General features: G+C 57.0%; 18 protein-coding genes, 2 tRNA genes and 3 rRNA genes. 19 read left to right on the top strand and 4 right to left on the bottom strand.

Annotated features, from left to right (window positions below; all coding sequences use genetic code 11):
* Positions 1-159 precede the first annotated feature (159 nt).
* The 9 genes from BCF11_RS06875 (at position 160) to msrA (ending at position 9,637) form a co-directional block, all read left to right on the top strand.
* A complete protein-coding gene (locus BCF11_RS06875; RefSeq protein ID WP_098494083.1) occupies positions 160-1,362 on the top strand; it encodes a phosphoglycerate kinase in 1,203 nt (400 codons plus the stop codon).
* Between the two features lie 161 nt (positions 1,363-1,523).
* Entirely contained in the window at positions 1,524-2,957 is a 1,434-nt protein-coding gene (gene pyk, locus BCF11_RS06870) for a pyruvate kinase (protein WP_098494082.1), read from the top strand.
* Between the two features lie 150 nt (positions 2,958-3,107).
* Positions 3,108-4,172 (top strand): class II fructose-bisphosphate aldolase, encoded by a 1,065-nt coding sequence (gene fba, locus BCF11_RS06865; RefSeq protein ID WP_061943880.1) that lies wholly within the window; start codon positions 3,108-3,110, stop codon positions 4,170-4,172.
* Positions 4,173-4,279: 107 nt separating this feature from the next.
* Entirely contained in the window at positions 4,280-5,176 is an 897-nt protein-coding gene (locus tag BCF11_RS06860; RefSeq protein WP_098494081.1) for a phosphoribosylaminoimidazolesuccinocarboxamide synthase, read from the top strand.
* On the top strand, positions 5,176-5,685 hold the full coding sequence (gene purE / locus BCF11_RS06855; protein WP_098494080.1) for a 5-(carboxyamino)imidazole ribonucleotide mutase: 510 nt from the start codon (positions 5,176-5,178) through the stop codon (positions 5,683-5,685). The genes BCF11_RS06860 and purE overlap by 1 nt, the downstream gene beginning before the upstream one ends.
* A gap of 5 nt (positions 5,686-5,690) precedes the next feature.
* Positions 5,691-6,896, top strand: coding sequence for a 5-(carboxyamino)imidazole ribonucleotide synthase (locus BCF11_RS06850; RefSeq protein ID WP_098497361.1), 1,206 nt, complete (start codon positions 5,691-5,693; stop codon positions 6,894-6,896).
* 12 nt (positions 6,897-6,908) lie between these two features.
* Entirely contained in the window at positions 6,909-7,961 is a 1,053-nt protein-coding gene (locus BCF11_RS06845) for an L-threonylcarbamoyladenylate synthase (protein ID WP_233212401.1), read from the top strand.
* 264 nt (positions 7,962-8,225) lie between these two features.
* Positions 8,226-8,942, top strand: coding sequence for an OmpW family protein (locus tag BCF11_RS06840; RefSeq protein ID WP_098494078.1), 717 nt, complete (start codon positions 8,226-8,228; stop codon positions 8,940-8,942).
* Positions 8,943-9,106: 164 nt separating this feature from the next.
* The gene (msrA, locus tag BCF11_RS06835) at positions 9,107-9,637 is read left to right on the top strand and encodes a peptide-methionine (S)-S-oxide reductase MsrA (protein ID WP_098494077.1); all 531 of its coding nucleotides are present in this window, start codon (positions 9,107-9,109) and stop codon (positions 9,635-9,637) included.
* A 45-nt stretch (positions 9,638-9,682) separates the two neighbouring features.
* On the opposite strand, the gene BCF11_RS06830 is transcribed toward msrA, so the two are convergent.
* The 3 genes from BCF11_RS06830 to BCF11_RS06820 all read right to left on the bottom strand — a co-directional run bounded on the left by BCF11_RS06830 (position 9,683) and on the right by BCF11_RS06820 (position 12,174).
* On the bottom strand, positions 9,683-10,894 hold the full coding sequence (locus BCF11_RS06830; RefSeq protein WP_098494076.1) for a cyclopropane-fatty-acyl-phospholipid synthase family protein: 1,212 nt from the start codon (positions 10,892-10,894) through the stop codon (positions 9,683-9,685).
* 63 nt (positions 10,895-10,957) lie between these two features.
* On the bottom strand, positions 10,958-11,629 hold the full coding sequence (pdxH, locus tag BCF11_RS06825) for a pyridoxamine 5'-phosphate oxidase (protein WP_098494075.1): 672 nt from the start codon (positions 11,627-11,629) through the stop codon (positions 10,958-10,960).
* Complete coding sequence (locus tag BCF11_RS06820) at positions 11,626-12,174, bottom strand: hemerythrin domain-containing protein (RefSeq protein WP_098494074.1); 549 nt, start codon at positions 12,172-12,174, stop codon at positions 11,626-11,628. Before BCF11_RS06820 ends, pdxH begins: the two co-directional genes overlap by 4 nt.
* Before the next feature lie 230 nt (positions 12,175-12,404).
* Here BCF11_RS06820 and tcdA point away from each other — a divergent pair, with 230 nt between their 5' ends.
* The 7 genes from tcdA (at position 12,405) to rrf (ending at position 20,175) form a co-directional block, all read left to right on the top strand.
* Positions 12,405-13,256: a tRNA cyclic N6-threonylcarbamoyladenosine(37) synthase TcdA gene (gene tcdA / locus BCF11_RS06815; RefSeq protein ID WP_098494073.1), complete on the top strand. Its 852-nt coding sequence runs from the start codon at positions 12,405-12,407 to the stop codon at positions 13,254-13,256.
* Positions 13,257-13,566: 310 nt separating this feature from the next.
* A complete protein-coding gene (locus tag BCF11_RS06810) occupies positions 13,567-14,271 on the top strand; it encodes an MgtC/SapB family protein (protein WP_098497360.1) in 705 nt (234 codons plus the stop codon).
* Positions 14,272-14,847: 576 nt separating this feature from the next.
* Positions 14,848-16,380, top strand: a 16S ribosomal RNA gene (locus tag BCF11_RS06805).
* 123 nt (positions 16,381-16,503) lie between these two features.
* Positions 16,504-16,580, top strand: a tRNA-Ile gene (locus BCF11_RS06800).
* A gap of 9 nt (positions 16,581-16,589) precedes the next feature.
* Positions 16,590-16,665, top strand: a tRNA-Ala gene (locus tag BCF11_RS06795).
* Between the two features lie 331 nt (positions 16,666-16,996).
* A 23S ribosomal RNA gene (locus BCF11_RS06790) occupies positions 16,997-19,869 on the top strand.
* Between the two features lie 193 nt (positions 19,870-20,062).
* Positions 20,063-20,175 (top strand): 5S ribosomal RNA (gene rrf, locus BCF11_RS06785).
* The 16S, 23S and 5S rRNA genes sit together here with 2 tRNA genes alongside, the layout of an rRNA operon.
* Positions 20,176-20,349: 174 nt before the next feature.
* Here rrf and BCF11_RS06780 read toward each other — a convergent pair.
* On the bottom strand, positions 20,350-21,210 hold the full coding sequence (locus BCF11_RS06780) for a patatin-like phospholipase family protein (RefSeq protein ID WP_098494072.1): 861 nt from the start codon (positions 21,208-21,210) through the stop codon (positions 20,350-20,352).
* Positions 21,211-21,349: 139 nt separating this feature from the next.
* On the opposite strand from BCF11_RS06780, the gene BCF11_RS06775 reads away from it, so the two are divergent.
* The 3 genes from BCF11_RS06775 to BCF11_RS06765 all read left to right on the top strand — a co-directional run bounded on the left by BCF11_RS06775 (position 21,350) and on the right by BCF11_RS06765 (position 24,025).
* The gene (locus tag BCF11_RS06775; protein ID WP_098494071.1) at positions 21,350-21,805 is read left to right on the top strand and encodes a GNAT family N-acetyltransferase; all 456 of its coding nucleotides are present in this window, start codon (positions 21,350-21,352) and stop codon (positions 21,803-21,805) included.
* A gap of 157 nt (positions 21,806-21,962) precedes the next feature.
* Positions 21,963-22,991, top strand: a complete 1,029-nt coding sequence (locus BCF11_RS06770) for a LacI family DNA-binding transcriptional regulator (RefSeq protein ID WP_098497359.1) — start codon at positions 21,963-21,965, stop codon at positions 22,989-22,991.
* 26 nt (positions 22,992-23,017) lie between these two features.
* Positions 23,018-24,025, top strand: a complete 1,008-nt coding sequence (locus tag BCF11_RS06765; protein WP_098494070.1) for an ABC transporter substrate-binding protein — start codon at positions 23,018-23,020, stop codon at positions 24,023-24,025.
* Positions 24,026-24,056: the final 31 nt, after the last annotated feature.

Raw genomic sequence — 24,056 nt, 5'->3', positions numbered from 1 at the left:
CGTAAAGTGACATTTTAACGGATTCAATGCGCCCTACTCTGTAGAATATTGGTTTCAGCCATATGTCGTTTGCGCAGCGGCAGCCGCCGAAAACGGTGTTTTGACAGTGGCTGCTGGAGTAAAATAGCGGCTTTTCCTCACTGATATTGTCTGATCGACATGAAATTCAATCGACTAAGCGATTTGATCGCGCAACACCAGCTGCAAGGCAAACGTGTTTTTATCCGCGCCGACCTCAATGTGCCGCAAGACGCCGCGGGCAATATTACTGAAGACACGCGCGTGCGCGCTTCGGTGCCGGCGATTCGCCAGGCGCTGGATGCCGGCGCCGCGGTGATGGTGACATCGCACCTGGGCCGTCCGACCGAAGGCGAGTTCAAGCCGGAAGATTCGCTGGCGCCTATCGCCAAGCGCCTGGCGGAGCTGCTGGGCCAGCCGGTTGAGCTGCGCCAAAATTGGGTAGACAGCGGGGTCGACGGCGTGGAAGTGGCGCCGGGGCAGGTGGTCTTGCTGGAAAACTGCCGCGTCAACAAGGGCGAGAAAAAGAATAGCGACGAGCTGGCGCAAAAGATCGCCAAGCTGTGCGATATCTATGTCAACGACGCATTCGGCACCGCGCACCGGGCCGAGGCTACTACCCACGGCGTCGCAAAATTTGCAGCTGTGGCCTGCGCCGGCCCTTTGCTGGCGGCTGAACTGGATGCCCTGGGCAAGGCCCTGAACCAGCCGGCGCGGCCGCTGGTGGCGATCGTCGCCGGCTCCAAGGTATCGAGCAAGCTGACTATATTGAAGGCGCTGGCCGACAAGGTCGACAACCTGATCGTCGGCGGCGGCATCGCCAACACCTTTTTGCTGGCAAGCGGCCTGAAGATCGGCAAATCGCTGGCGGAACCTGATCTGGTGGACGAAGCCAAGGCCATCATCGAGATGATGGCCAAGCGCGGCGCCTCGGTGCCGATTCCGGTGGACGTGGTGTGCGCCAAGGAATTCTCGCCGACTGCCGCGGCAACAATCAAGAAAGTCAGCGATGTTGAAGACGACGACCTGATCCTGGATATCGGTCCGCAGACAGCGGCGACGCTGGCGGCGCAGATCGCCCAGGCCGGCACCGTGGTCTGGAACGGCCCGGTCGGCGTGTTCGAGTTCGACCAGTTCGGCGCGGGCACGCAAACTTTGGCGCTGGCGATTGCCGGCTCCAAGGCGTTCTCGATTGCCGGCGGCGGCGATACGCTGGCGGCGATCGCCAAGTACCAGATCACTGACAAGATTGGCTACATCTCCACCGGCGGCGGCGCTTTCCTGGAATTTTTGGAAGGCAAGACCTTGCCGGCGGTTGAAATTCTGCTGCAACGCGCTGGTTAATTAGAGGGATATTCGGTCACCCCGTCATCCCCGCGAACGCGGGCAGCAAGCTGGGGAATCCAAGTTGCTAACTAAGGTGATGAAAATGGATTCCCGCGTTCGCGGGAATGACGGAGATGGAATAGCTACACATTCATCCATGCTGTATTGAAAGGTTTTCCATGCAAAGAGCTACCAAGATCGTCGCCACCATCGGACCTGCATCTAGCGATGCTGACACACTGGCGCGCATGTTCGTCGCCGGCGTCGATGTGGTGCGCCTGAATTTTTCGCATGGCAAGGCACAAGACCATATCGACCGCGCCAAGCTGGTGCGCGAAGTCGCCGCTGCCTGCGGCAAGCAGGTCGCCATCATGGCCGACCTGCAAGGACCGAAGATCCGCGTCGGCAAGTTCGAGCAGGGCAAGATCGAGTTGAAGAACGGCGAGAAATTCATTCTCGACGCCGATTGCGGCATGGGCAGCCAGGAACGCGTCGGCCTCGACTACAAGGCCTTGCCGCGCGATCTCAAGCCGGCCGACGTGCTGTTGCTGAACGATGGCCTGATCGTGCTGACGGTCGAGAAAATCCTCGGCAATGAAATCCACACCATCGTCAAGATCGGCGGCGAGCTGTCCAACAACAAGGGCATCAACCGCCAGGGCGGCGGCTTGTCGGCGCCGGCGCTGACCGCCAAGGACATGGACGACATCAAGACCGCCATGAGTTTCAGGGCGGATTATGTTGCGGTGTCTTTCCCGAAGAACGCCACCGACATGGAAATGGCGCGCCAGCTGGCCAACGTCGCCGGCGAAGCCTACGACCACAAGCCGATGATGATCGCCAAGATCGAACGCGCGGAAGCGATCCCGGTACTGCAGGAAATCCTCGATGCTTCCGACGGCATCATGGTGGCCCGCGGCGACCTGGCGGTGGAAGTCGGCAACGCCGCCGTGCCGGCGCTGCAAAAGCGCATGATCCGCATGGCGCGCGTCTCCAACAAGCTGGCGATCACCGCCACGCAGATGATGGAATCGATGATCGTCAACGCCGTGCCGACCCGCGCCGAAGTGTCCGACGTCGCCAACGCTGTGCTGGACGGCACTGACGCCGTGATGACTTCCGCTGAAACCGCTTCCGGCAAATATCCGGTAGAGACGGTGGAAGCGATGTCGGCGATATGCCTGGAAGCCGAAAAGTCGGAAGACTGCAAGCTGGATGCCGATTTCCTCAATGTCCGTTTCACCCGGGTCGACCAGTCGATTGCCTACGGCGCCCTGTTTACCGCCCATCATTTGCGCGTCAAGGCGATTGCCGCCCTGACTGAATCGGGTTCGACCGCGCTGTGGATGAGCCGTCACAACATCGATATCCCTATTTTCGCCATCACCCCAAGCATTGCTACCCAGCGCAAGGCTGCCTTGTACCGCAATGTGCAGACTTTCGAGCTGGCCAAGTCGAACGACCGCGAAGCGGTGCTGAAGGCTGCGCAGAATCTGTTGCTGGCCAAGGGCGTGGTGCAGCTGGGCGATCTGGTGGTGGTGACATGGGGCGAACCTATGGGCCAGATCGGCGGCACCAATGCGCTGAAGATCATGAAGATCGGCGAGTATTAATGCTTAAGCAAATTTTTCAGTACGGCGTCATCCCCGCGTACGCGGGGATCCATGTTACGGCCTTAGCGTAGTCGCCAGAATGGATTCCCGCGTACGCGGGAATGACGTGGTAACAGGTAGCACTACAAGTTTCTATTATCGGAGTACAACATGCCTCTCGTATCCATGCGTCAATTGCTGGACCATGCTGCTGAAAACAGCTACGGCCTGCCTGCTTTCAACGTCAACAACCTGGAGCAGGTCACTGCCATCATGCAGGCTGCCGATGAAGTCGGCGCGCCGGTCATCATGCAAGCCTCTGCGGGCGCCCGCAAATATGCCGGCGAAGCATTCCTGCGCCACCTGATCGAAGCCGCGGTAGAAGCTTTCCCGCACATCCCGGTCGTCATGCACCAGGACCACGGCCAGTCGCCGGCAGTCTGCATGGCTGCGATCAAGTCCGGTTTTACTTCGGTGATGATGGATGGTTCGCTGATGGAAGACGGCAAGTCGGTCGCCAGCTATGAATACAACGTCGAAGTTTCGCGCAAGGTGGTCGAGTTCTCGCACGCCATCGGCGTCACCGTGGAAGCGGAACTGGGCGTGCTCGGTTCGCTGGAAACCATGATGGGCGACAAGGAAGACGGCCACGGCGCGGACGGCAAGATGACCCGCGAACAGCTGCTGACTGATGTCGCGCAAGCGGCCGATTTCGTCAAGCTGACCCAGTGCGACGCGCTGGCGATTGCGATCGGTACATCGCACGGCGCCTACAAGTTCTCGCGCAAGCCTACTGGCGACATCCTGGCGATCGAACGCATCAAGGAAATCCACACCCGCATTCCTAACACACACCTGGTGATGCACGGTTCCTCGTCGGTGCCGCAGGAACTGCTGGCGGAAATCCGCGAATTCGGCGGCGACATGAAGGAAACCTACGGCGTGCCGGTGGAAGAAATCCAGGAAGGGATTCGTCACGGCGTGCGCAAGATCAATATCGATACCGATATCCGTCTGGCGATGACCGGCGCGATCCGCCGCTACCTGATCGAAAATCCAAGCAAGTTCGATCCGCGCGATTACCTCAAGCCGGCGCGTGAAGCAGCCAAGGCTGTGGTCAAGGCCCGTTTCCTGGCGTTCGGCTGCGAAGGCCAGGCTGCCAAGATCAAGCCGGTGTCGCTGGAAAAGATCGCTGAGAAATACAAGAAGGGCGAGCTGGCGCAGATCGTTCAGTAATAAATAGTGTGGTACCGGCGCCAGGCAAGGCTTGGCGCGATAACTTACCAGGCGCAGGATGATGCTTGCATCGTTCTCTGCCTGGTTTTCTGACTTTTGGAATAACCATGACAAGCCTCTATCAATCCACCATTACCTCATTGCCATTGCTGGGCCGCGGCAAGGTGCGCGAAAACTATGCCGTCGGTGAAGACAAGATCCTGATCGTCACCTCGGACCGCTTGTCGGCTTTCGACGTCATCATGAACCAGCCGATCCCGGGCAAAGGCAAGGTCTTGAACCGCATGTCCGACTTCTGGTTCGACAAGCTGGCGGCGATCGTGCCTAACCACCTGACCGGGATAGCGCCGGAATCGGTCGTGGCGCCGGATGAGGTGGAGCAGGTGCGCGGCCGCGCGGTCGTGGCGAAACGCCTGCAGCCGATCATGGTCGAGGCGGTGGTGCGTGGTTATATCATCGGTTCCGGCTGGAAGGATTACCAGGCCACCGGCGCCATCTGCGGCATCAGCCTGCCGGCGGGTTTGCAGCAGGCCGCCAAGCTGGCCGAGCCTATCTTCACCCCGGCGGCCAAGGCCGAAATGGGCGAGCATGACGAAAACATCAGCTTTGCCGACATGGAAAGCCGCATCGGCAAGGAACTGGCCGAGAAAATCCGCAGCGTCAGCATCGCGCTGTACAAGACCGCGGCCGACTACGCGGCGACGCGCGGCATCATCATCGCCGACACCAAGTTTGAATTCGGCCTCGACAAAGATGGCGTCTTGCACCTGATGGATGAAGTGTTGACCGCCGATTCCTCGCGCTTCTGGCCGGCTGCCAGCTACCAGGTCGGCATTTCGCCGCCATCGTTCGACAAGCAGTTCGTGCGCGATTACCTGGAAACCGTCACCAGCTGGAACAAGACCGCGCCGGCGCCGACGCTGCCGGATGACGTCATCGAAAAAACCGGCGCCAAATACCGCGAAGCGCTGTTCAGCCTGACCGGCGAAACGCTGAAGGATTGATGATGACCAAGGATACTGCTAGCAAGCCGGTAATCGGCGTCGTCATGGGCTCGTCCTCGGACTGGGACGTGATGCAGCACGCAGTCGCCATTCTCACCGAGTTTGGCGTCGCCCACGAAGCGCAGGTGATTTCGGCGCACCGCATGCCGGACCAGATGTTTGCCTACGCGGAAAGCGCGCGCGAGCGCGGCTTGCGCGCCATCATCGCCGGCGCCGGCGGCGCTGCCCACCTGCCAGGCATGATCGCCGCCAAGACCATTGTGCCGGTACTCGGCGTGCCAGTACCGTCCAAGTATCTGCGCGGCGAGGATTCCTTGCTGTCGATCGTGCAGATGCCGAAAGGCATTCCGGTCGCCACCTATGCCATCGGCGAAGCCGGCGCCGCCAATGCCGCACTATCCGCCGTCGCCATGCTGGCCACCACCGACCAGGCGCTGGCCGACAAGCTGCTGGCGTTCCGCGCCAAGCAGACACAGATTGCCCTTGATATGAAATTGCCACCGGTATGAGCAGTATGGAACACAAACTGCACGACGTCATCGATCCGATTGTTCCGACTACCACGCCGCCAACCTGGCTGGGCGTGATGGGCGGCGGCCAGCTGGGCCGCATGTTCACCCATGAAGCGCAAGCCATGGGCTACAAGGTAGCGGTGCTGGAACCGGAGCAGGATTGTCCGACCGGGCACGTCGCCGATCGCCACTTCCTGGCTGACTACAGCGATGCGCTCGCCTTGGGCGAGATGGCCAGCCTGTGCGCCGCGGTGACCACCGAGTTTGAGAATGTCGCCGCCGACAGCCTGGCGCTGCTGGCGCATAACAGTTTTGTGGCGCCGGCCGCGGCCAGCGTTTCGGTGGCCCAGGACCGCATGGTGGAAAAGCGTTTCTTCACTGCTTGCGCGAAGGAGTCCACTGTGCTGCCGGCGCCGCATCAGCTGATCGCTGTGGCAACCGATATCGATCAGGTGCCGGCCGATCTGCTGCCCGGTATTTTGAAAACCGTCCGCCTCGGCTATGACGGCAAGGGCCAGGCACGGGTGCGTAGCCTGGACGAGCTGCGCGCGGCGTTCGCCGGCATGAACGGGGTGGCCTGCGTGCTGGAAAAGATGCTGCCGCTGGCGTATGAAGTTTCGGTGCTGGTGGCGCGCGGCGCTGACAGCAAGGCCGTGGTCTATCCGATTGCCGAAAACGTGCATCGCGACGGCATCCTGTTCACCACCACGGTACCCGGCCCGAATGTGTGCGACGAAACCGCCAAGCGCGCGCAGCATGCGGCGCTGGTCATCATCGAGCAGCTGGCTTATGTCGGCGTGCTATGCATTGAATTTTTCGTTTTGCAGGATGGTTCGCTGGTGGTCAACGAGATGGCGCCGCGTCCGCATAACAGCGGCCACTACACCATGGATGCCTGCGTCACCAGCCAGTTTGCGCAGCAGGTGCGGGCGATGGCGCGCATGCCGCTGGGCGATACCCGCCAGCATTCGCCGGCGGTGATGCTCAACATCCTCGGTGATATCTGGTTTGACGGCGCCAGCGAGCAGGCGCGCGAACCGGCCTGGGACCAGATCCTGGCGCTGCCGGCGGCGCATCTGCATTTGTACGGCAAGGCACAGGCGCGCCGCGCCCGCAAAATGGGGCATATCACTTTCATCGCCCCGACCCTGGCGGAAGCACAGCAGCAGCTGGCCGCTGCCTGCGCCATTCTCGGCATCGCCACCTGAATGAAGAATGCCATGGCGGACGCGACTATCGACATGCAAGCCATTAAGCTGGCGGCGCGCAAGCTGGAAGCGGGCCAGCTGGTGGCGTTTCCGACCGAAACGGTGTACGGACTGGGAGCGGATGCCGAGAATGCGGCGGCGGTTGCCAGCATTTATACCGCTAAAGGGCGTCCCTCCAATCACCCGGTAATTGTCCACGTGGCTCCGGAAGCCGACATCAGTTATTGGGCCGATGCCATTCCGCCACAGGCGCATGCGCTGATCGCGGCGTTCTGGCCGGGACCGCTGACGCTGATACTGGAGCGTGCGGCACATATTCCGGCGCAGGTTTCGGGCGGTCAGAGTTCGGTCGGTTTGCGCTGTCCGTCGCATCCGGTGGCGCAGGCTTTGCTGCGCGAATTCAAAGGCGGCAAGGGCGGCATTGCCGGCCCCTCGGCTAACAAGTTCGGCCATGTCAGTCCGACTACCGCGCAGCACGTGCGCGACGAATTCGATACCGACGGCGACAGTCCCATCGCTTGCATCCTGGATGGCGGTCAGAGCGAAGTCGGGATCGAATCGACCATCATCGATTTGTCGCGTATGGCGTCGCACGGGCCGGTGCTGCTGCGGCCCGGCCATATCAGCGCTGCGCAAATCGGCGCGGTGCTTGGGGTTGCGGTGCAAGCCGCGGATGCGGCCGCGCCGCGCGCTTCCGGCACGCTGGAATCGCACTATGCGCCGCGCACTCCGGTGCTGCTGGTGGCGCCGCCGCAACTGGCGGCAACGCTGCTGCAACTGCACCTGGCCGGACAAAGCCTGGCGCTGATCTCTTATTCGCCGGCCGCCGTGACTGCCGGCGGTCCGCCGCTGGCGGCGCAATGCGCCATGGCTGCGGCGCCGCAGCCCTATGCCCACGATCTGTATGCTGCGTTGCGCAACATGGATCACGCGGCCGCTGACCTGATCGTGGTCGAAGCACCTCCATCGGATCAGGCCTGGCAGGGGATTAATGACCGTTTGCGCCGCGCTGCGCATGACTCCTCTGCCGTCCTGGCGGGTTTTAAAACGGGTTTCAAAAAATAATTGCGGTAAAAAAGCTACAACTATAGTCAAATCATTCTAAAGCTGGCATAGTGTAAAAAAAAGAATAGCACGCGCGTTCTTTTCGGGAATGGAGCCGAGCCGGGATGTTTGCATCGTGTATCCCTTCTGCTCCGATGGTTGAAGTTGAAGAACAGAGCGCTGTCTGGTCCAGCCAGAATTGCAAAGTGCCACAAATGGATTTGTACTGCATCTGATGCAGGCAAAGTCCGCTACTAAAAATGAAGTGAAACTTGGAGAAGACATATGAAAAAACAATTCAACGTATTGCCGAAGCTGGCGGCCCTGTCCTTGCTGGCAGCATGCGCAGCGCCTGTCATGGCGCAGCAAACGGGCGACAATGTGGTGAACTTCGGTTGGGCGCACATCGGCCTGAACCAGTCCAGCGAGCCGCTGAAGCTCGGCAGCACCACCCTTCCAGGCAGCGGCGCGCACGTTTCCAACGCTGATACCGTGATTCTGCAGTTCACGCACTTTTTCACTGACAATATCGCTGTAACCGCGGATCTGGGCATCCCACCGAAGTTCAAGCTCGCTGGCGAAGGTACGCTCAACGGTCTGGGTCAGCTCGGTACCGCCACACAATGGAGCCCGGCAGTATTGGCCAAGTATTACTTCGGCGATGCTAACAGCCAGTTCCGTCCTTACGTCGGCGCCGGCGCTGCTTACGTCTGGTACTCGAACATCAAGCTGACTAACAGCTTGACCGGATTGCTGGCAGGCGGCGACGCCGGCGCGTCCACCAGCGCGGATCTGAGCAGCTCGTTTGTGCCGGTCGCGAACATTGGTATGGCCTATAATTTCGACAAGAACTGGTCCGCCAACTTCTCGCTGTCCTATGTCCCGCTGGACACCAAGGCTGATCTGTCTACTCACCATAGCGATGGAACCACGACACACGCCACGACTAAAATCACTCTGAATCCTTTGGTTTCCGTGCTGACCGTCGGCTACAAGTTCTAAATCGCTGGTTAAGTTTTATCTTAAAGAGCCCCGCAGGGCATGGTCTTGCGGGGCTTTTTTTCGTCTGTTGCAGCGCTTGGCCGATAATGTATTTCTCCGTCGACAAGACGGTGCAGATTGCGTTAAAGTGAAAGTGTCGATTTTGTACCAGGGGAGTAGCGGCCATGACTAAGGAAGTTGCGGTATTAGGGGGTGGGTGCTTCTGGTGCCTGGAGGCGGTTTATCAGGAAATAAAAGGGGTGGAGCAGGTCGAGTCCGGCTACACCGGCGGCCATGTTGCAAATCCCAGCTATGAGCAGGTGTGCGAGGGCACCACCGGCCATGCCGAAGTGGTGGCAGTGACATTCGATACCGAGCAGATCAGTTATCGCGAGTTGCTGGAAATTTTCTTCACGATCCACGATCCGACTACCTTGAACCGCCAGGGCAATGACGTCGGCACCCAATACCGCTCGGCGATCTATTACCAGTCGCCGCAGCAGAAGAAGGCGGCGGAACAGGTTGTCGCGGAAATGGCGAATGTGTGGGATGCGCCCATCGTCACTGAACTGAGCGCCGCGGAAACCTATTACAAGGCTGAGGATTACCATCAGAATTACTTCCGCCAACATCCCTTGCAAGGTTATTGCGCTTTTGTGGTGGCGCCGAAAGTGGCGAAGCTGCGTAAGGTGTTCATCGATAAAGTGATTCGTTGAATACCATCCGCTGCGCCGGTGAGCGCAGCGGATGGTTCACTTGGCTCACTTACCTTGGTAAATGTAATCGCGCGACCAGGGTAGCGTGCCGGCGCTGCGTCCGGCTTTGCGGCAGACCACCTGGTACAGCGACATCCAGTCGCGTTCGAAGCCGTAGGAACTCCCCGCCAGGTAAATGCGCCAGATACGGAAGCGTCGGTCGTCGGTCGCTTTCCTGACCTCATCGGCATGCGCTTCCAGGTTGTCGGCCCAGATGCCGCAGGTTTTGGCATAGTGGCGCCGCAGGTTTTCCACATCGAATACTTCCAGTCCGCCTTGCTGCATGGTTTTCAGCACCGTGCCGATATGCGGCAGTTCGCCATGCGGGAAAACATATTTTTCGATGAATTCACCGCCGCCATAAGGCGTCTCGCCGTTGTCGATGTCGGTGGTGGTGATACCGTGATTCATGGCGATGCCGTCATCGGCCAGCAATTCGCGAATGCGCGAGAAATACATCGGCAGATGAACCAGGCCGACATGCTCGAACATGCCGACGCTGGTGATGCGGTCGAAACTGCCGGTGACATCGCGGTAGTCTTGCAAGCGGATTTCTATCTGGTCCTGCAGGCCGGCCTTGGCCACCCGTTCCTGTGCCAGCGCGTACTGGTTTTCCGAGAGGGTGACGCCGACGCACCTGGCGCCGAATTTCTGCGCTGCCCGCAGCACCAGCGCACCCCAGCCGCAGCCGATATCGAGCAGGGTCTGGCCCGGTTGGAGCTGGATCTTGGTCAGGATGTGATCGATTTTCTTGAGCTGGGCGGTATCCAGGTCTTCATCGCCATGCTCGAAATAGGCGCAGGAATACACCATGTTCTGGTCCAGCCACAGCTTGTAGAAATCATTGGAGACGTCGTAGTGATAGCGGATCGCCTCGGCGTCCTTCTCCTTGTTGTGACGGAAGGTGCGGGTGATGCGGGCGAACTTGCCGTCCGCCTTGAGCGAATTGGCCGCCAGCGCATTGCCGACAGCGATGATCTCCTTGATTTTTCCTTCGACTTCGATTTTTCCTTCGACGTAAGCCTCGCCGAGATTGGCGAGCGATGGCGTCAGCAGGTAACTCAGCGCCGACACATGCGGCACGCGCACGGTGACCTCTGGTGCCGCATAGTTGCCGAAGTCGAAACGCTGACCATTCCATAATTCCAGCCGTAGCGGTATTGCAGCTCGGTGACGAATATCATTAACCCAGTTTTCAAGCTTTTTTTCCCAGAACACGATTTCTCCTCCGGTAATTAAATACTTGTACCAAGCGGTCAGCGTCGACCGGTGACCTAGTGACTAAGGCTGCAGGCGTTGTCGCAGCCACTTGTCATCTGCGTCCAAGGTATACAAAATCCGGTCGTGCAAACGTGACCGGCGTCCTTGCCAAAATTCTACCGTATCCGGAAAAAGTCTGTAGCCGCCCCAATGTTTTGGGCGCGGCGGATGGTCGCCGAATTTTTGTTCGGCCTTGGCGTACTCTGCTTCCAGCAGTTCGCGGCTGGCGATGGTCTCGCTTTGCGCCGAGGCGATCGCGCCTAGCCGGCTGCGCAAGGGCCGGCTGTTGAAGTAGGCGTCGCTTTCGCTGTCGCTGACTTTTTCGACGCGGCCTTCGATGCGCACCTGGCGTTCCAGGGCGACCCAGTGGAACAGCAAGGCGCCGTAGGGATGTTCCTCCAGGTCGTGGCCCTTGCGGCTTTCAAAATTGGTAAACCATGTGAAGCCCTGTTCATCGAAATGCTTGATCAGCACGATGCGCGACGAGGGCCGGCCATTGCTGCCGACGGTCGCCAGGCTCATCGCATTGGCTTCCGGTACTTCCGCGCGCATGGCTTCTTCAAACCATTTTCTGAACTGGGTAATCGGGTCGGCCGCGGTGTCGGCTTCCGACAGGTTGGCCTGGCTATAGTCGATGCGCAGGTCCGCAATCGATTTGTCTATCTGTTGATTTTGCGGGTTTTTGTTGTTCATGCTGGAATACCTCGGCGTTGCTGCATGGCTGCCCCTAACTGCTGCATCTGCTGTGTGCTGAAAAGCCGCTTCGCCATCGGTGCGATCCAGGTTTCTTCTTTTTCCATGTGGGCGGAATAGATGGCGGAAAATTGCTGGACGTCTTGTGGCGACAGCTGGCATGCCGGGGTGGCCGTTGCGCCATCGGCGATCGGCGCCAGTTGCAGGTTGAGCACCTGCCACAGGTCATCCATCTGCTGGTGCTCGGCCATGATTTCCGGCATCAGCTTTTGCAGCAGGGCGGCGTCCTCGCCGCTGGCGGTCGTGGTCAGCATCGGCAGCAGGTCGACTTCTTCATCTGCGTGATGATGCGGAGCGGCCTGGTTGAAATAGCGCATGACGCTATGCGCGGCTTGCTGGGCTTGGGCGTCATTGCCGTGCTGCGGCAGGTGATCGAGCAGGTTTTGCAGCGTTTCCAGCTGCTTGCGTATGCGGTCATGGCAATGCTTGAGCACCGCAATCGGCTGGCTGAAATCTGGCGCGGTGGCTATCAGTGCGTTGGGCATGGTGGATATCTCGTAATTGGATGGGAGCGCTCATCCAGGGATGAATGCTTATTTGATAATTTCTCGACGGCTGACGATCTACTTATCTACTTATATTAAAGCACTTCAAAAGTGATCCGTCATGCAGAGCCGGTAAAATAGCAGCAATAGCGATATCCAGTTTGATCTGTATCAAGTTTGTCCTGGCTTATCTTGTCGAATGCCCGTCGTTTCACTTTCAGTTGCCCATCATGTCCTCATCTGTAGCCAGCGCTTCCGGCGTCTCTGTTCCCACCGCTGTCGATCTTGACGAGATTGATTTCGACCGCCGTTTCGGCGGCATCGGCCGTTTGTATGGCGCCGCCGCTCTGGCCCGCTTCCTGCAGGCGCACGTGTGCGTGATCGGTGTCGGCGGGGTTGGCTCCTGGGCGATCGAGGCCCTGGCGCGCAGCGCCATCGGCAATCTGACCATGATCGACCTCGATAATCTGGCTGAATCCAATATCAATCGCCAGATTCATGCTCTGACAGATACGCTCGGCCAGGCCAAGGTGAGCGCGCTGGCGGCGCGTATCGCCCAGATCAATCCTTACTGCCATGTCACCGAGGTGGAAGATTTCATCAGCGCCGACAATCTGCCGGAAATGATAGGCGAAGGGCGCTATGACTACGTGATCGACGCCATCGACAATGTGCGCGCCAAGGCGGCGGTGATTGCCTATTGCCGCGACAAAGGGATACGCCTGATCACCATCGGCAGCGCCGGCGGCCAGGTCGACGCCACCTGCATCGAAGTGCGCGACCTGGCGAAAACCGAGCAGGAACCGCTGCTGGCCAAGGTGCGCAAGCGCTTGCGCTCGGAATATCGCTTCCCGCGCGGCGACAAGGTTCGCTTCGGCATCGACGCCGTATTTTCCACCGAGCCCATCAGCGCGCCGCTGGTCGAGCAGGCTTGCGCGGTCGATGCCGATACAGCGCCGGGCGTTACCGGTCTGAATTGCGCCGGCTACGGCTCGGCGGTGGTAGTGACGGCTACTTTCGGCCTGGTTGCCGCCGGCCATGTCTTGCGCAAGCTGGCAGCAGATGCCGCGCCCGTCGCTTGACTTGCCCATGCTGTCTAAATAGAATCCTGTGGACTATGTTTGCAGGAGACCCGATTTTGGACAGTTGTACCAGTACCCTCGGATGGGCGCTCAGCCCCTTGCATTTCACCTGCTAGCAAGCATTCATCGCTACACCCAGTGAATTGACGCGCTGTAGCATCCCGGAGATGCGTTTCCGCATCATCCATTTATCCCCCATCCGTTTTTGACTTGCCTGGCCGGCTGTTCTTCAATTCCTGAAGCGGCGCCGGGCGCCAACGAAATGCCGCCATGCCGTGCGCATGGCGATGCATGCAGAAAGGTAGCGAAGATGGATTGGAAAATATTTACCCTGCGCGTATTGCTTGCCCTGACCCTGGGTTCCCTGATCGGCGCCGAGCGTCAGATGCGCCAGCGCATGGCGGGTTTGCGCACGAATGCACTGGTATCGATTGGCGCCGCGCTGTTCGTGATGGTTTCCGCGTTCGAGTCGGATCCGCAGGGAGCAACACGGATTGCCTCTTATGTCGTATCCGGTATCGGCTTCCTTGGCGCCGGCGTCATCATGCGCGAAGGGATCAATGTAAGGGGTCTGAATACTGCTGCTACTTTATGGTGTTCGGCCGCGGTCGGCGTGCTGTGCGGACTTGGACACGCGCTGGAAGCTGCCATCGGCGCCGCCGCCATCCTGGGCGCGAACGTGCTGCTGCGTGGCGTCTCCCATATGATCAACCGCCAGGATCTGCATAGCGCGACGGAAACCGAGCAAGTGTATCGTCTCTCTATAGTATGCCGGCCGGAAGATGAGGTGCAGGTACGCACCTTGATGCTGCATATGCTGAATGGCATGCCGCACCTGGTAGTGCAGTCGCTGCATAGCGAGGACCTGGCGTCCGGCACGCAGCTGGAAGTACGGGCCGACCTGATTACTTCTGCCAGCAATCATTTGCAGCTGGAGCAGATTGTCAGCCGGATCAGCCTGGAGAAGGGCGTCAGCGCCGCCCGTTGGGCGGTATTGAATTCGGTGGATGCATAAGCTGCTACTAATAAGGGCGTATTTAGTAGCGAGGAATGCCCCGTAATACGGCTAAATCAAATAAATCGAAATATTTTAAAGAATTTGGTTAAAAGTACTTGCGGGGAATTGAGGGGGTTGCTATAGTTCGCCTCCCGTTGAGAACGACGCGAAAGAAGCGAAGCAGCAGCAAGGAATTGAGGCTGATTTGAGCGCGAAGTTTGAGGGGAAAAAAGCGGGTTGCAGGTTGTGTTGGAAGTAAAAAGTTTTTCGGTGAGAAGTAAAAAAGTAGTTGACGAAAAACTTGAAACGCTACATAATCTCATCTCTCTGCTGCTGACAAACAAAACGATTTGACAGCGACGCGAACCGGTAAGACGGTGACGCGAAGTAGAAGGTTCTTTAACAATTAACAGTCGATAAGTGTGGGCGTTTGATGGAAGTGCAGCGCTGCTGATGTAAATCAGGAGCGTATAACTTAAAACATTAAATGTTCACAAAAGAAGAAAATAGGCGCTTCTGCAAAGAAGTGGCCTGTCAGTATTTTGAGTGAGCGATAGCAGAGATGCTAGGCAGCAATGCCACAAAACAGAGATTGAACTGAAGAGTTTGATCCTGGCTCAGATTGAACGCTGGCGGCATGCCTTACACATGCAAGTCGAACGGTAACAGGGAGCTTGCTCCGCTGACGAGTGGCGAACGGGTGAGTAATATATCGGAACGTACCTTTGAGTGGGGGATAACTAGTCGAAAGATTAGCTAATACCGCATACGATCTACGGATGAAAGTGGGGGACCCGTAAGGGCCTCATGCTCATAGAGCGGCCGATATCTGATTAGCTAGTTGGTGAGGTAAAGGCTCACCAAGGCTTCGATCAGTAGCTGGTCTGAGAGGACGACCAGCCACACTGGGACTGAGACACGGCCCAGACTCCTACGGGAGGCAGCAGTGGGGAATTTTGGACAATGGGGGCAACCCTGATCCAGCAATGCCGCGTGAGTGAAGAAGGCCTTCGGGTTGTAAAGCTCTTTTGTCAGGGAAGAAACGGGATGTCCTAATACGATGTCCTAATGACGGTACCTGAAGAATAAGCACCGGCTAACTACGTGCCAGCAGCCGCGGTAATACGTAGGGTGCAAGCGTTAATCGGAATTACTGGGCGTAAAGCGTGCGCAGGCGGTTATGTAAGACAGGTGTGAAATCCCCGGGCTTAACCTGGGAATGGCATTTGTGACTGCATAGCTAGAGTGTGTCAGAGGGGGGTAGAATTCCACGTGTAGCAGTGAAATGCGTAGAGATGTGGAGGAATACCGATGGCGAAGGCAGCCCCCTGGGATAACACTGACGCTCATGCACGAAAGCGTGGGGAGCAAACAGGATTAGATACCCTGGTAGTCCACGCCCTAAACGATGTCTACTAGTTGTCGGGTCTTAATTGACTTGGTAACGCAGCTAACGCGTGAAGTAGACCGCCTGGGGAGTACGGTCGCAAGATTAAAACTCAAAGGAATTGACGGGGACCCGCACAAGCGGTGGATGATGTGGATTAATTCGATGCAACGCGAAAAACCTTACCTACCCTTGACATGTACAGAATCCCGAAGAGATTTGGGAGTGTTCGAAAGAAAACTGTAACACAGGTGCTGCATGGCTGTCGTCAGCTCGTGTCGTGAGATGTTGGGTTAAGTCCCGCAACGAGCGCAACCCTTGTCATTAGTTGCTACGAAAGGGCACTCTAATGAGACTGCCGGTGACAAACCGGAGGAAGGTGGGGATGACGTCAAGTCCTCATGGCCCTTATGGGTAGGGCTTCACACGTCATACAATGGTACATACAGAGGGCCGCCAACCCGCGAGGGGGAGCTAATCCCAGAAAGTGTATCGTAGTCCGGATTGTAGTCTGCAACTCGACTACATGAAGTTGGAATCGCTAGTAATCGCGGATCAGCATGTCGCGGTGAATACGTTCCCGGGTCTTGTACACACCGCCCGTCACACCATGGGAGCGGGTTTTACCAGAAGTAGGTAGCCTAACCGTAAGGAGGGCGCTTACCACGGTAGGATTCGTGACTGGGGTGAAGTCGTAACAAGGTAGCCGTATCGGAAGGTGCGGCTGGATCACCTCCTTTCTAGAGTTTGCATGAAAGTTAAGCGTCCACACTTATCGTCTGTTAATAAAGAAGAACAGGTATCGGTCAAAGGCTGCGGCGTGAAAGCGCTGGAGTTGATGGTAGGCTCGTACTGATCCAAGCGGGTCTGTAGCTCAGTTGGTTAGAGCACCGTGTTGATAACGCGGGGGTCGTTGGTTCGAGCCCAACCAGACCCACCATAAAGTTTCGGGGGTTTAGCTCAGCTGGGAGAGCACCTGCTTTGCAAGCAGGGGGTCGTCGGTTCGATCCCGTCAACCTCCACCAAGTTTCCTTGGTGAGAAGAAGCAAGAAATATCAAACCTAAGTCGGCGCAGTAGCGCGCTGGGATTTAGGTTTGGTCTTTTTAAGATCACTGGTTTTACCGTTCTTTAACAATCTAGAAGAAGTAGTAAAGATTCGTCCATGACAAGACATTGTTGTGGATGGGTATGATTGTATCAAATCAAAAAGTATGTAAAGAGTTCTCAAAAGACTCCATGGGCGCAAGCTGCATGGAGAATGCGATAACACTTTGGATACGGCAAACGCTAAACTCATAGAAATACCTCTATAACCGCTTTTTAGCTGTGAACGCAGCTAGAGGCTAAAGTTATAGGGACAAGTGAATAAGTGCACATGGTGGATGCCTTGGCGATATCAGGCGATGAAGGACGTAGTAGCTTGCGATAAGCTGCGGGGAGCTAGCAAACAAGCTTTGATCCGCAGATTTCCGAATGGGGAAACCCGGCCCTAGTGGTCATTGCAACCTGAATACATAGGGTTGCAAAGCGAACGCGGCGAACTGAAACATCTAAGTAGCTGCAGGAAAAGAAATCAACCGAGATTCCCAAAGTAGTGGCGAGCGAAATGGGAACAGCCGCAAGTTTTAGCAGTGGACATAGTAGAACGACTTGGAAACGTCGGCCATAGAGGGTGATAGCCCCTTATACGAAATGATCATTGTGGAACTAAGCTTGCAACAAGTAGGGCGGGACACGTGTAATCCTGTCTGAACATGGGGGGACCATCCTCCAAGGCTAAATACTCGATATCGACCGATAGTGAACCAGTACCGTGAGGGAAAGGCGAAAAGAACCCCGGAAGGGGAGTGAAATAGATCCTGAAACCGTGTGCATACAAACAGTAGGAGCGGACTTGTTCCGTGACTGCGTACCTTTTGTATAATGGGTCAGCGACTTACATTCAGTGGCAAGCTTAACCGTATAGGGAAGGCGTAGAGAAATCGAGTCCGAATAGGGCGTTCAGTCGCTGGGTGTAGACCCGAAACCAAGTGATCTACTCATGGCCAGGATGAAGGTGCGGTAACACGCACTGGAGGTCCGAACCCACTAATGTTGAAAAATTAGGGGATGAGCTGTGGGTAGGGGTGAAAGGCTAAACAAACTTGGAAATAGCTGGTTCTCTCCGAAAACTATTTAGGTAGTGCCTCAAGTATCACCATCGGGGGTAGAGCACTGTTATGGCTAGGGGGTCATCGAGACTTACCAAACCATTGCAAACTCCGAATACCGATGAGTGCGAGCTTGGGAGACAGACGCCGGGTGCTAACGTCCGACGTCAAGAGGGAAACAACCCAGACCGCCAGCTAAGGTCCCAAAGATTGGCTAAGTGGCAAACGAAGTGGGAAGGCTAAAACAGTCAGGAGGTTGGCTTAGAAGCAGCCATCCTTTAAAGAAAGCGTAATAGCTCACTGATCGAGTCGTCCTGCGCGGAAGATGTAACGGGGCTAAGCCAGTCACCGAAGCTGCGGATATCCGTAAGGATATGGTAGGAGAGCGTTCTGTAAGCCTGCGAAGGTGTCTTGTAAAGGATGCTGGAGGTATCAGAAGTGCGAATGCTGACATGAGTAGCGATAATGGGGGTGAAAAGCCCCCACGCCGTAAGCCCAAGGTTTCCTGTTCAACGTTCATCGGAGCAGGGTGAGTCGGCCCCTAAGGCGAGGCAGAGATGCGTAGCTGATGGGAAGCAGGTTAATATTCCTGCACCGTCGTTAGATGCGATGGGGGGACGGATCGCGGAAGGTTGTCCGGGTGTTGGAAGTCCCGGTTCCTATATCACAGAAGGCTGTTAGGCAAATCCGGCAGCGTAATTCAAGGGTATGGGACGAGCCAATTTATTGGTGAAGCAATCGGAAGTGGTTCCAAGAAAAGCCTCTAAGCTTCAGTCTAACGAGACCGTACCGCAAACCGACACAGGTGGGCGAGATGAGTATTCTAAGGCGCTTGAGAGAACTCGGGAGAAGGAACTCGGCAAATTTGTACCGTAACTTCGGGATAAGGTACGCCCCGGTAGTTTGACTGGCCTGCGCCAGAAGGACGAAAGGGCTGCAATAAAAAGGTGGCTGCGACTGTTTAATAAAAACACAGCACTCTGCAAACACGAAAGTGGACGTATAGGGTGTGACGCCTGCCCGGTGCTGGAAGATTAAATGATGGGGTGCAAGCTCTTGATTGAAGTCCCAGTAAACGGCGGCCGTAACTATAACGGTCCTAAGGTAGCGAAATTCCTTGTCGGGTAAGTTCCGACCTGCACGAATGGCGTAACGATGGCCACACTGTCTCCTCCCGAGACTCAGCGAAGTTGAAATGTTTGTGATGATGCAATCTACCCGCGGCTAGACGGAAAGACCCCATGAACCTTTACTGTAGCTTTGCATTGGACTTTGAACCAATCTGTGTAGGATAGGTGGGAGGCTTTGAAGCGGGGACGCTAGTTCTCGTGGAGCCAACCTTGAAATACCACCCTGGTTTGTTTGAGGTTCTAACCTTGGTCCGTTATCCGGATCGGGGACAGTGCATGGTAGGCAGTTTGACTGGGGCGGTCTCCTCCCAAAGTGTAACGGAGGAGTTCGAAGGTACGCTAGGTACGGTCGGACATCGTGCTAATAGTGCAATGGCATAAGCGTGCTTAACTGCGAGACTGACAAGTCGAGCAGGTACGAAAGTAGGACATAGTGATCCGGTGGTTCTGTATGGAAGGGCCATCGCTCAACGGATAAAAGGTACTCTGGGGATAACAGGCTGATTCCTCCCAAGAGTTCATATCGACGGGGGAGTTTGGCACCTCGATGTCGGCTCATCACATCCTGGGGCTGTAGCCGGTCCCAAGGGTATGGCTGTTCGCCATTTAAAGTGGTACGTGAGCTGGGTTTAAAACGTCGTGAGACAGTTTGGTCCCTATCTGCCGTGGGCGTTGGAAATTTGAAGGGGGCTGCTCCTAGTACGAGAGGACCGGAGTGGACGAACCTCTGGTGTACCGGTTGTCACGCCAGTGGCATTGCCGGGTAGCTAAGTTCGGAAGAGATAACCGCTGAAAGCATCTAAGCGGGAAACTTGCCTTAAGATGATATTTCCCGGGAACTAGATTCCCCTAAAGGGTCGTTCGAGACCAGGACGTTGATAGGTCAGGTGTGGAAGCGTAGTAATACGTTAAGCTAACTGATACTAATTGCCCGTGAGGCTTGTCCCTATAACCTTAGCAGGTTATATGATGAGCTTTTTTGTTTGCCTAGGTGACTATCCATCAAAGATAGCAACACCGTTTGGACATTCATACCCAACCGGGCTCACTCACCCTAGTGAGCTCGGTATAAAAAACTACTTCTTCTAGATTGCGTTGTTTGTTGCTCCTACTGGAGAACAAGCAGCGGTTACAAGTTATGCCTGATGACCATAGCGATTTGGTACCACCCCTTCCCATCCCGAACAGGACCGTGAAACGAATTTGCGCCGATGATAGTGCTGCAACCAGTGTGAAAGTAGGTCATCGTCAGGCTTTTATTAAAAAACCCTCTGCAACTTACCTTGCAGAGGGTTTTTGCTTTGCGCGATCGATTTGTAAAAGACCGCAAAAATGAACACGCCAAAGCCAACCCCCCCCTGAAAACCAGTGGGATTCAACGCTGCAAAGCCCGCTTCAACACCGTAAATAGCAACTCAAACGCTAAATCTATTCAGCATCATGGGAATGCGGCCTGAGTCCCCCTGGAATTTCGTGATTATCCAGTCCTCCTGCCTCCAGCCAGAGACGGGTTTCGGCTGCCGCCCGGTCTATCAGCAAGCCGCACTGGCTATAGTCGTACGGTGAAACGTCCAATGGACATAAGGGAGTAACCACGGCGATCGCCGCATGCGATGCCCAACGCTCCAGATCCGATACCAGTTGCCGCGCCACCAGCAGGTTGAGCGCACTCATGGCATGCTCAAGCGCTCCTTTCGGCGGACGCCGTTCGGCGCAGGTAAATCCAGTGCTCAGCACGATGACACGCGTGGCGCCCAAGCGGATCGCGGTGGAAATGGGGGTATTGTTGGCGACGCCGCCATCGATCAGCATGTTGCCGTCCAGTGCGACCGGTGGAAATACCCCGGGGATCGCCGTGCTGGCAAGTACCGCGTCCACTGCAGAACCCGATGAAATCACGACTTCATTACCGGTTTTCATCTCGGTGGCGACCACATGCACAGGGAGATCCGCATCTTCCAGCTTGCGGTTGCCATAGTGTTCGTACAGCAACTCGCGCAATTTCCCCGAACTGACCAGGTGCGTCCCGCGCCCGCGAAAAGCCCCCAGCAAGGAAAGAAATGACCACGGCAAGATCTGCTCGCGACGGATGCCGCGCCAAAGGAATTCGAGGCGGAGCGAGCCGGCAGAGTGTGGCTGATAGGCAAAGAACACGCTATTGATGGCGCCGGCAGAGGCGCCGACCAGGAAATCCGGCCGCACTCCGGAAGCGATGAGCTCACGTAGCATGCCCGCTTCAATAGCGCCAAGACTGCCGCCGCCGGCGAATACAAATGCGGTCTTTTCCATAGGGTAACCTGTGAATAGCCACTGCAAGTACATGGCGATATGTACAGGCTACTCCAGCAGCTCTTGCCGCGCCAGCGGCCAGCACGATGGATTGGGATAAAATGGACGAATCTACCGCGGGAAAATTCTGAAAGTGCCAATGTCTGCAGTGATTAAAGCAAGCGCCACCCTGGTCCAGGCCGTTGAAGCGGATTTTGAAGAGCTGGTGGCCTTGCGCATTACCGCCATGCGCGAGAGCCTGGAACGGGTTGGCCGCTTTGATCCGCTGCGCGCCAGAGAACGTTTCCGTTCTGCCTTTTCGGCGGTGCACACAAGGCATATCGTCTTCGAAGAGCAGCGCCTCGGCTTTGTCGTTGTCAAGCCCGTCGAAAATCAACTGTTGCTGGACCACCTCTATATTCTGCCAGACCGCCAAGGACAAGGAATCGGCGCAGCCGTGCTAGCCCAGGTTTTCAAGGAAGCGGATGCGTTGGCTTTGCCACTGCGGGTAGGCGCCTTGAGAGGAAGCGACGCTAATCGTTTCTATCAGCGACACGGTTTTGAGTTCCTCGCAGAAGAAGAGTGGGATATTTACTATCTTCGTCCCGAACGCTGACAAAAACCAGGCTGCCGTATCTTTCGTAAAAAGTCGGCACCCTCAACACAAGCGGGCAATACCACACCAATCGATTTAACCCGGCAGACAGTGATGCGGTCATGAGCGCGTAACAATGCATCGGCATGATGTAAACGTTTACATCACGGGTTGCATCGTGCGTCCATCCATCAAGCAAGTTGCTCTAGAAGCCGGTGTTTCCATCGCCACCGTATCGCGCCTGTTAAATCAGCCCGATTCGGTCAGCGTCGATACCGCCAGCAAGGTCAATCAAGCCATCGAGGCGCTCGGCTTCCGGCCGAATTTCACCGGGCGCAATCTGCGCGCTGGCCGCTCGCACACGGTCGGCGTGGTGGTGCCGACCTTGTCCAATACAGTGTTTGCGCAATGTCTGCAGGGTATCGAGACGGCGGCGCGCCAGCGCGATTATTCGGTCATGTTCACCGCCACCGAATACCGTCAGCAGGATGAAGCGGCGGCGGTGGAACTGCTGCTGGCGCACCGCGTCGATGGCGTCATCCTGACTGTCGCCGATGCCGAAGCCAGTATCACGCTGGATGTGCTTGAGCGGGAACAGATCCCATATGTGCTGGTGTATAACCAGCCGCAACGGGGCGCGCGGCCATCGGTGTCAGTCGATAACCACGCCGCCGCCTATGACGCGGTCAGCCATCTGATCAAGCTTGGCCACCGCCGCATCCAGATGCTGGCCGGCCAGTTCCACGCGTCCGACCGCGCCTTGCAGCGCTATCACGGCTACCTGCAGGCGATGCAGCAGCACGGCCTGGCGCCGCTGGCGCCGATCGAAGTTGCGCGCCACACCTACACTTCGCTTGCGCACGAATACCTGCAGACATTCCGCGATCCCTGGCAACGGCCGAGCGCCTTGTTTTGTTCCAATGACTTGCTGGCCCTGAGCGTAATGCGCGACCTGCGCGCACTCGGCTTGCGTGTGCCGGATGATGTCTCGGTGATGGGTTTCGACGGCATCCCGCTGGGCGAGCTGATGGATCCGATGCTGAGCAGTGTCGAACAGCCATCCGAACAGATCGGCGGACTGGCATTGCGCACGCTGGTGATGGCGATCGAAGAACAGCAAGATGGCCATCCGCCTGCCGCGTCGCACATATTGCCGCATATCGTCCGCATCGGCGCCTCGGTCAAACCGTTCGCAACTCCCAACTAATCCCGCCAACACAGAAAGGAAGCAGCATGCGCTTAGCACGTGTTTTCCACACCATGGTCGCCGCCATCGGCCTGGCCGCATCGGTCCATGCCGGCGCCCAGAATGCGATTTGCTACAACTGTCCGCCCGAGTGGGCGGACTGGGCGTCGCAGATCAAGGCCGTCAAGGACAAGACCGGCATCACGGTGCCGCCCGATAACAAGAACAGCGGTCAGTCGCTGTCGCAGATCATTGCTGAAAAGGCCAGTCCGGTGGCTGACTTCACCTATGTCGGCGTGACCTTCGGCATTGAAGCGAAAAAGAAAGAAGTGACCGCCCCGTACAAGCCTGCCGGCTGGAATGAGATCCCGAACGAGCTCAAGGATGCGGACGGCTACTGGTTCACCATCCATTCCGGCACCATGGGACTGATGGTGAACGTCGATGCACTCAAGGGCAAGCCGGTGCCACGCTCCTGGCAGGATTTGCAGAAGCCGGAATACAAAGGCTTGATCGGCTACCTCGATCCGGCCAGCGCCTTCGTCGGCTACGTCGGCGCAGTGGCGATCAATCAGGCCTTGGGCGGCACGCTGGACAACTTCACACCGGGCATCAACTATTTCAAGGCGCTCCAAAAGAACCAGCCTATCGTCCCTAAGCAGACTTCGTATGCGCGCCTGCTGTCGGGTGAGATTCCGATTTTGTTCGGCTACGACTTCGATGCCTACCGCGCCAGATACAAGGACAAAGCCAACGTCGCTTTCGTCATCCCCAGCGAAGGAACCCTGACCGTGCCTTACGTTGTCAGCCTGGTTAAAAATGGCCCGAATCCGGCCAACGCCAAGAAGGTGCTGGATTTCCTCCTATCCAATGAGGGCCAGGCGATCTGGGCCAATGCCTATCTGCGGCCGGTGCGCGCTTCCGCGATTTCCAAGGAAGCCCAGTCGCACTTCCTGCCGGCGACCGAATATGCACGTGCCAGGTCGGTCGATTACGGCAAGATGGCCGAGGCCCAGCGCGCATTCAGCGAACGTTATCAGGCAGAAGTGCGGTGACCATCAAGCTGTCGAAGCGGCGTCCGCAGCG

Origin of the sequence: Collimonas sp. PA-H2, from assembly GCF_002564105.1 — a bacterium.
GTDB lineage: Bacteria > Pseudomonadota > Gammaproteobacteria > Burkholderiales > Burkholderiaceae_D > Collimonas.
Note: the sequence above shows the minus strand (reverse complement) of the source record. Positions and strands in the feature narration are given on the sequence as shown.

What these genes read in the sequence shown, in the direction of transcription:
- BCF11_RS06875 (WP_098494083.1), top strand. Translation starts at nt 160, where the DNA reads ATGAAATTCAATCGACTAAGCGATTTGATCGCGCAACACCAGCTGCAA.
- pyk (WP_098494082.1), top strand. Translation starts at nt 1,524, where the DNA reads ATGCAAAGAGCTACCAAGATCGTCGCCACCATCGGACCTGCATCTAGC.
- fba (WP_061943880.1), top strand. Translation starts at nt 3,108, where the DNA reads ATGCCTCTCGTATCCATGCGTCAATTGCTGGACCATGCTGCTGAAAAC.
- BCF11_RS06860 (WP_098494081.1), top strand. Translation starts at nt 4,280, where the DNA reads ATGACAAGCCTCTATCAATCCACCATTACCTCATTGCCATTGCTGGGC.
- purE (WP_098494080.1), top strand. Translation starts at nt 5,176, where the DNA reads ATGATGACCAAGGATACTGCTAGCAAGCCGGTAATCGGCGTCGTCATG.
- BCF11_RS06850 (WP_098497361.1), top strand. Translation starts at nt 5,691, where the DNA reads ATGGAACACAAACTGCACGACGTCATCGATCCGATTGTTCCGACTACC.
- BCF11_RS06845 (WP_233212401.1), top strand. Translation starts at nt 6,909, where the DNA reads ATGGCGGACGCGACTATCGACATGCAAGCCATTAAGCTGGCGGCGCGC.
- BCF11_RS06840 (WP_098494078.1), top strand. Translation starts at nt 8,226, where the DNA reads ATGAAAAAACAATTCAACGTATTGCCGAAGCTGGCGGCCCTGTCCTTG.
- msrA (WP_098494077.1), top strand. Translation starts at nt 9,107, where the DNA reads ATGACTAAGGAAGTTGCGGTATTAGGGGGTGGGTGCTTCTGGTGCCTG.
- pdxH (WP_098494075.1), bottom strand. Translation starts at nt 11,629, where the DNA reads ATGAACAACAAAAACCCGCAAAATCAACAGATAGACAAATCGATTGCG.
- BCF11_RS06820 (WP_098494074.1), bottom strand. Translation starts at nt 12,174, where the DNA reads ATGCCCAACGCACTGATAGCCACCGCGCCAGATTTCAGCCAGCCGATT.
- tcdA (WP_098494073.1), top strand. Translation starts at nt 12,405, where the DNA reads ATGTCCTCATCTGTAGCCAGCGCTTCCGGCGTCTCTGTTCCCACCGCT.
- BCF11_RS06810 (WP_098497360.1), top strand. Translation starts at nt 13,567, where the DNA reads ATGGATTGGAAAATATTTACCCTGCGCGTATTGCTTGCCCTGACCCTG.
- BCF11_RS06780 (WP_098494072.1), bottom strand. Translation starts at nt 21,210, where the DNA reads ATGGAAAAGACCGCATTTGTATTCGCCGGCGGCGGCAGTCTTGGCGCT.
- BCF11_RS06775 (WP_098494071.1), top strand. Translation starts at nt 21,350, where the DNA reads ATGTCTGCAGTGATTAAAGCAAGCGCCACCCTGGTCCAGGCCGTTGAA.
- BCF11_RS06765 (WP_098494070.1), top strand. Translation starts at nt 23,018, where the DNA reads ATGCGCTTAGCACGTGTTTTCCACACCATGGTCGCCGCCATCGGCCTG.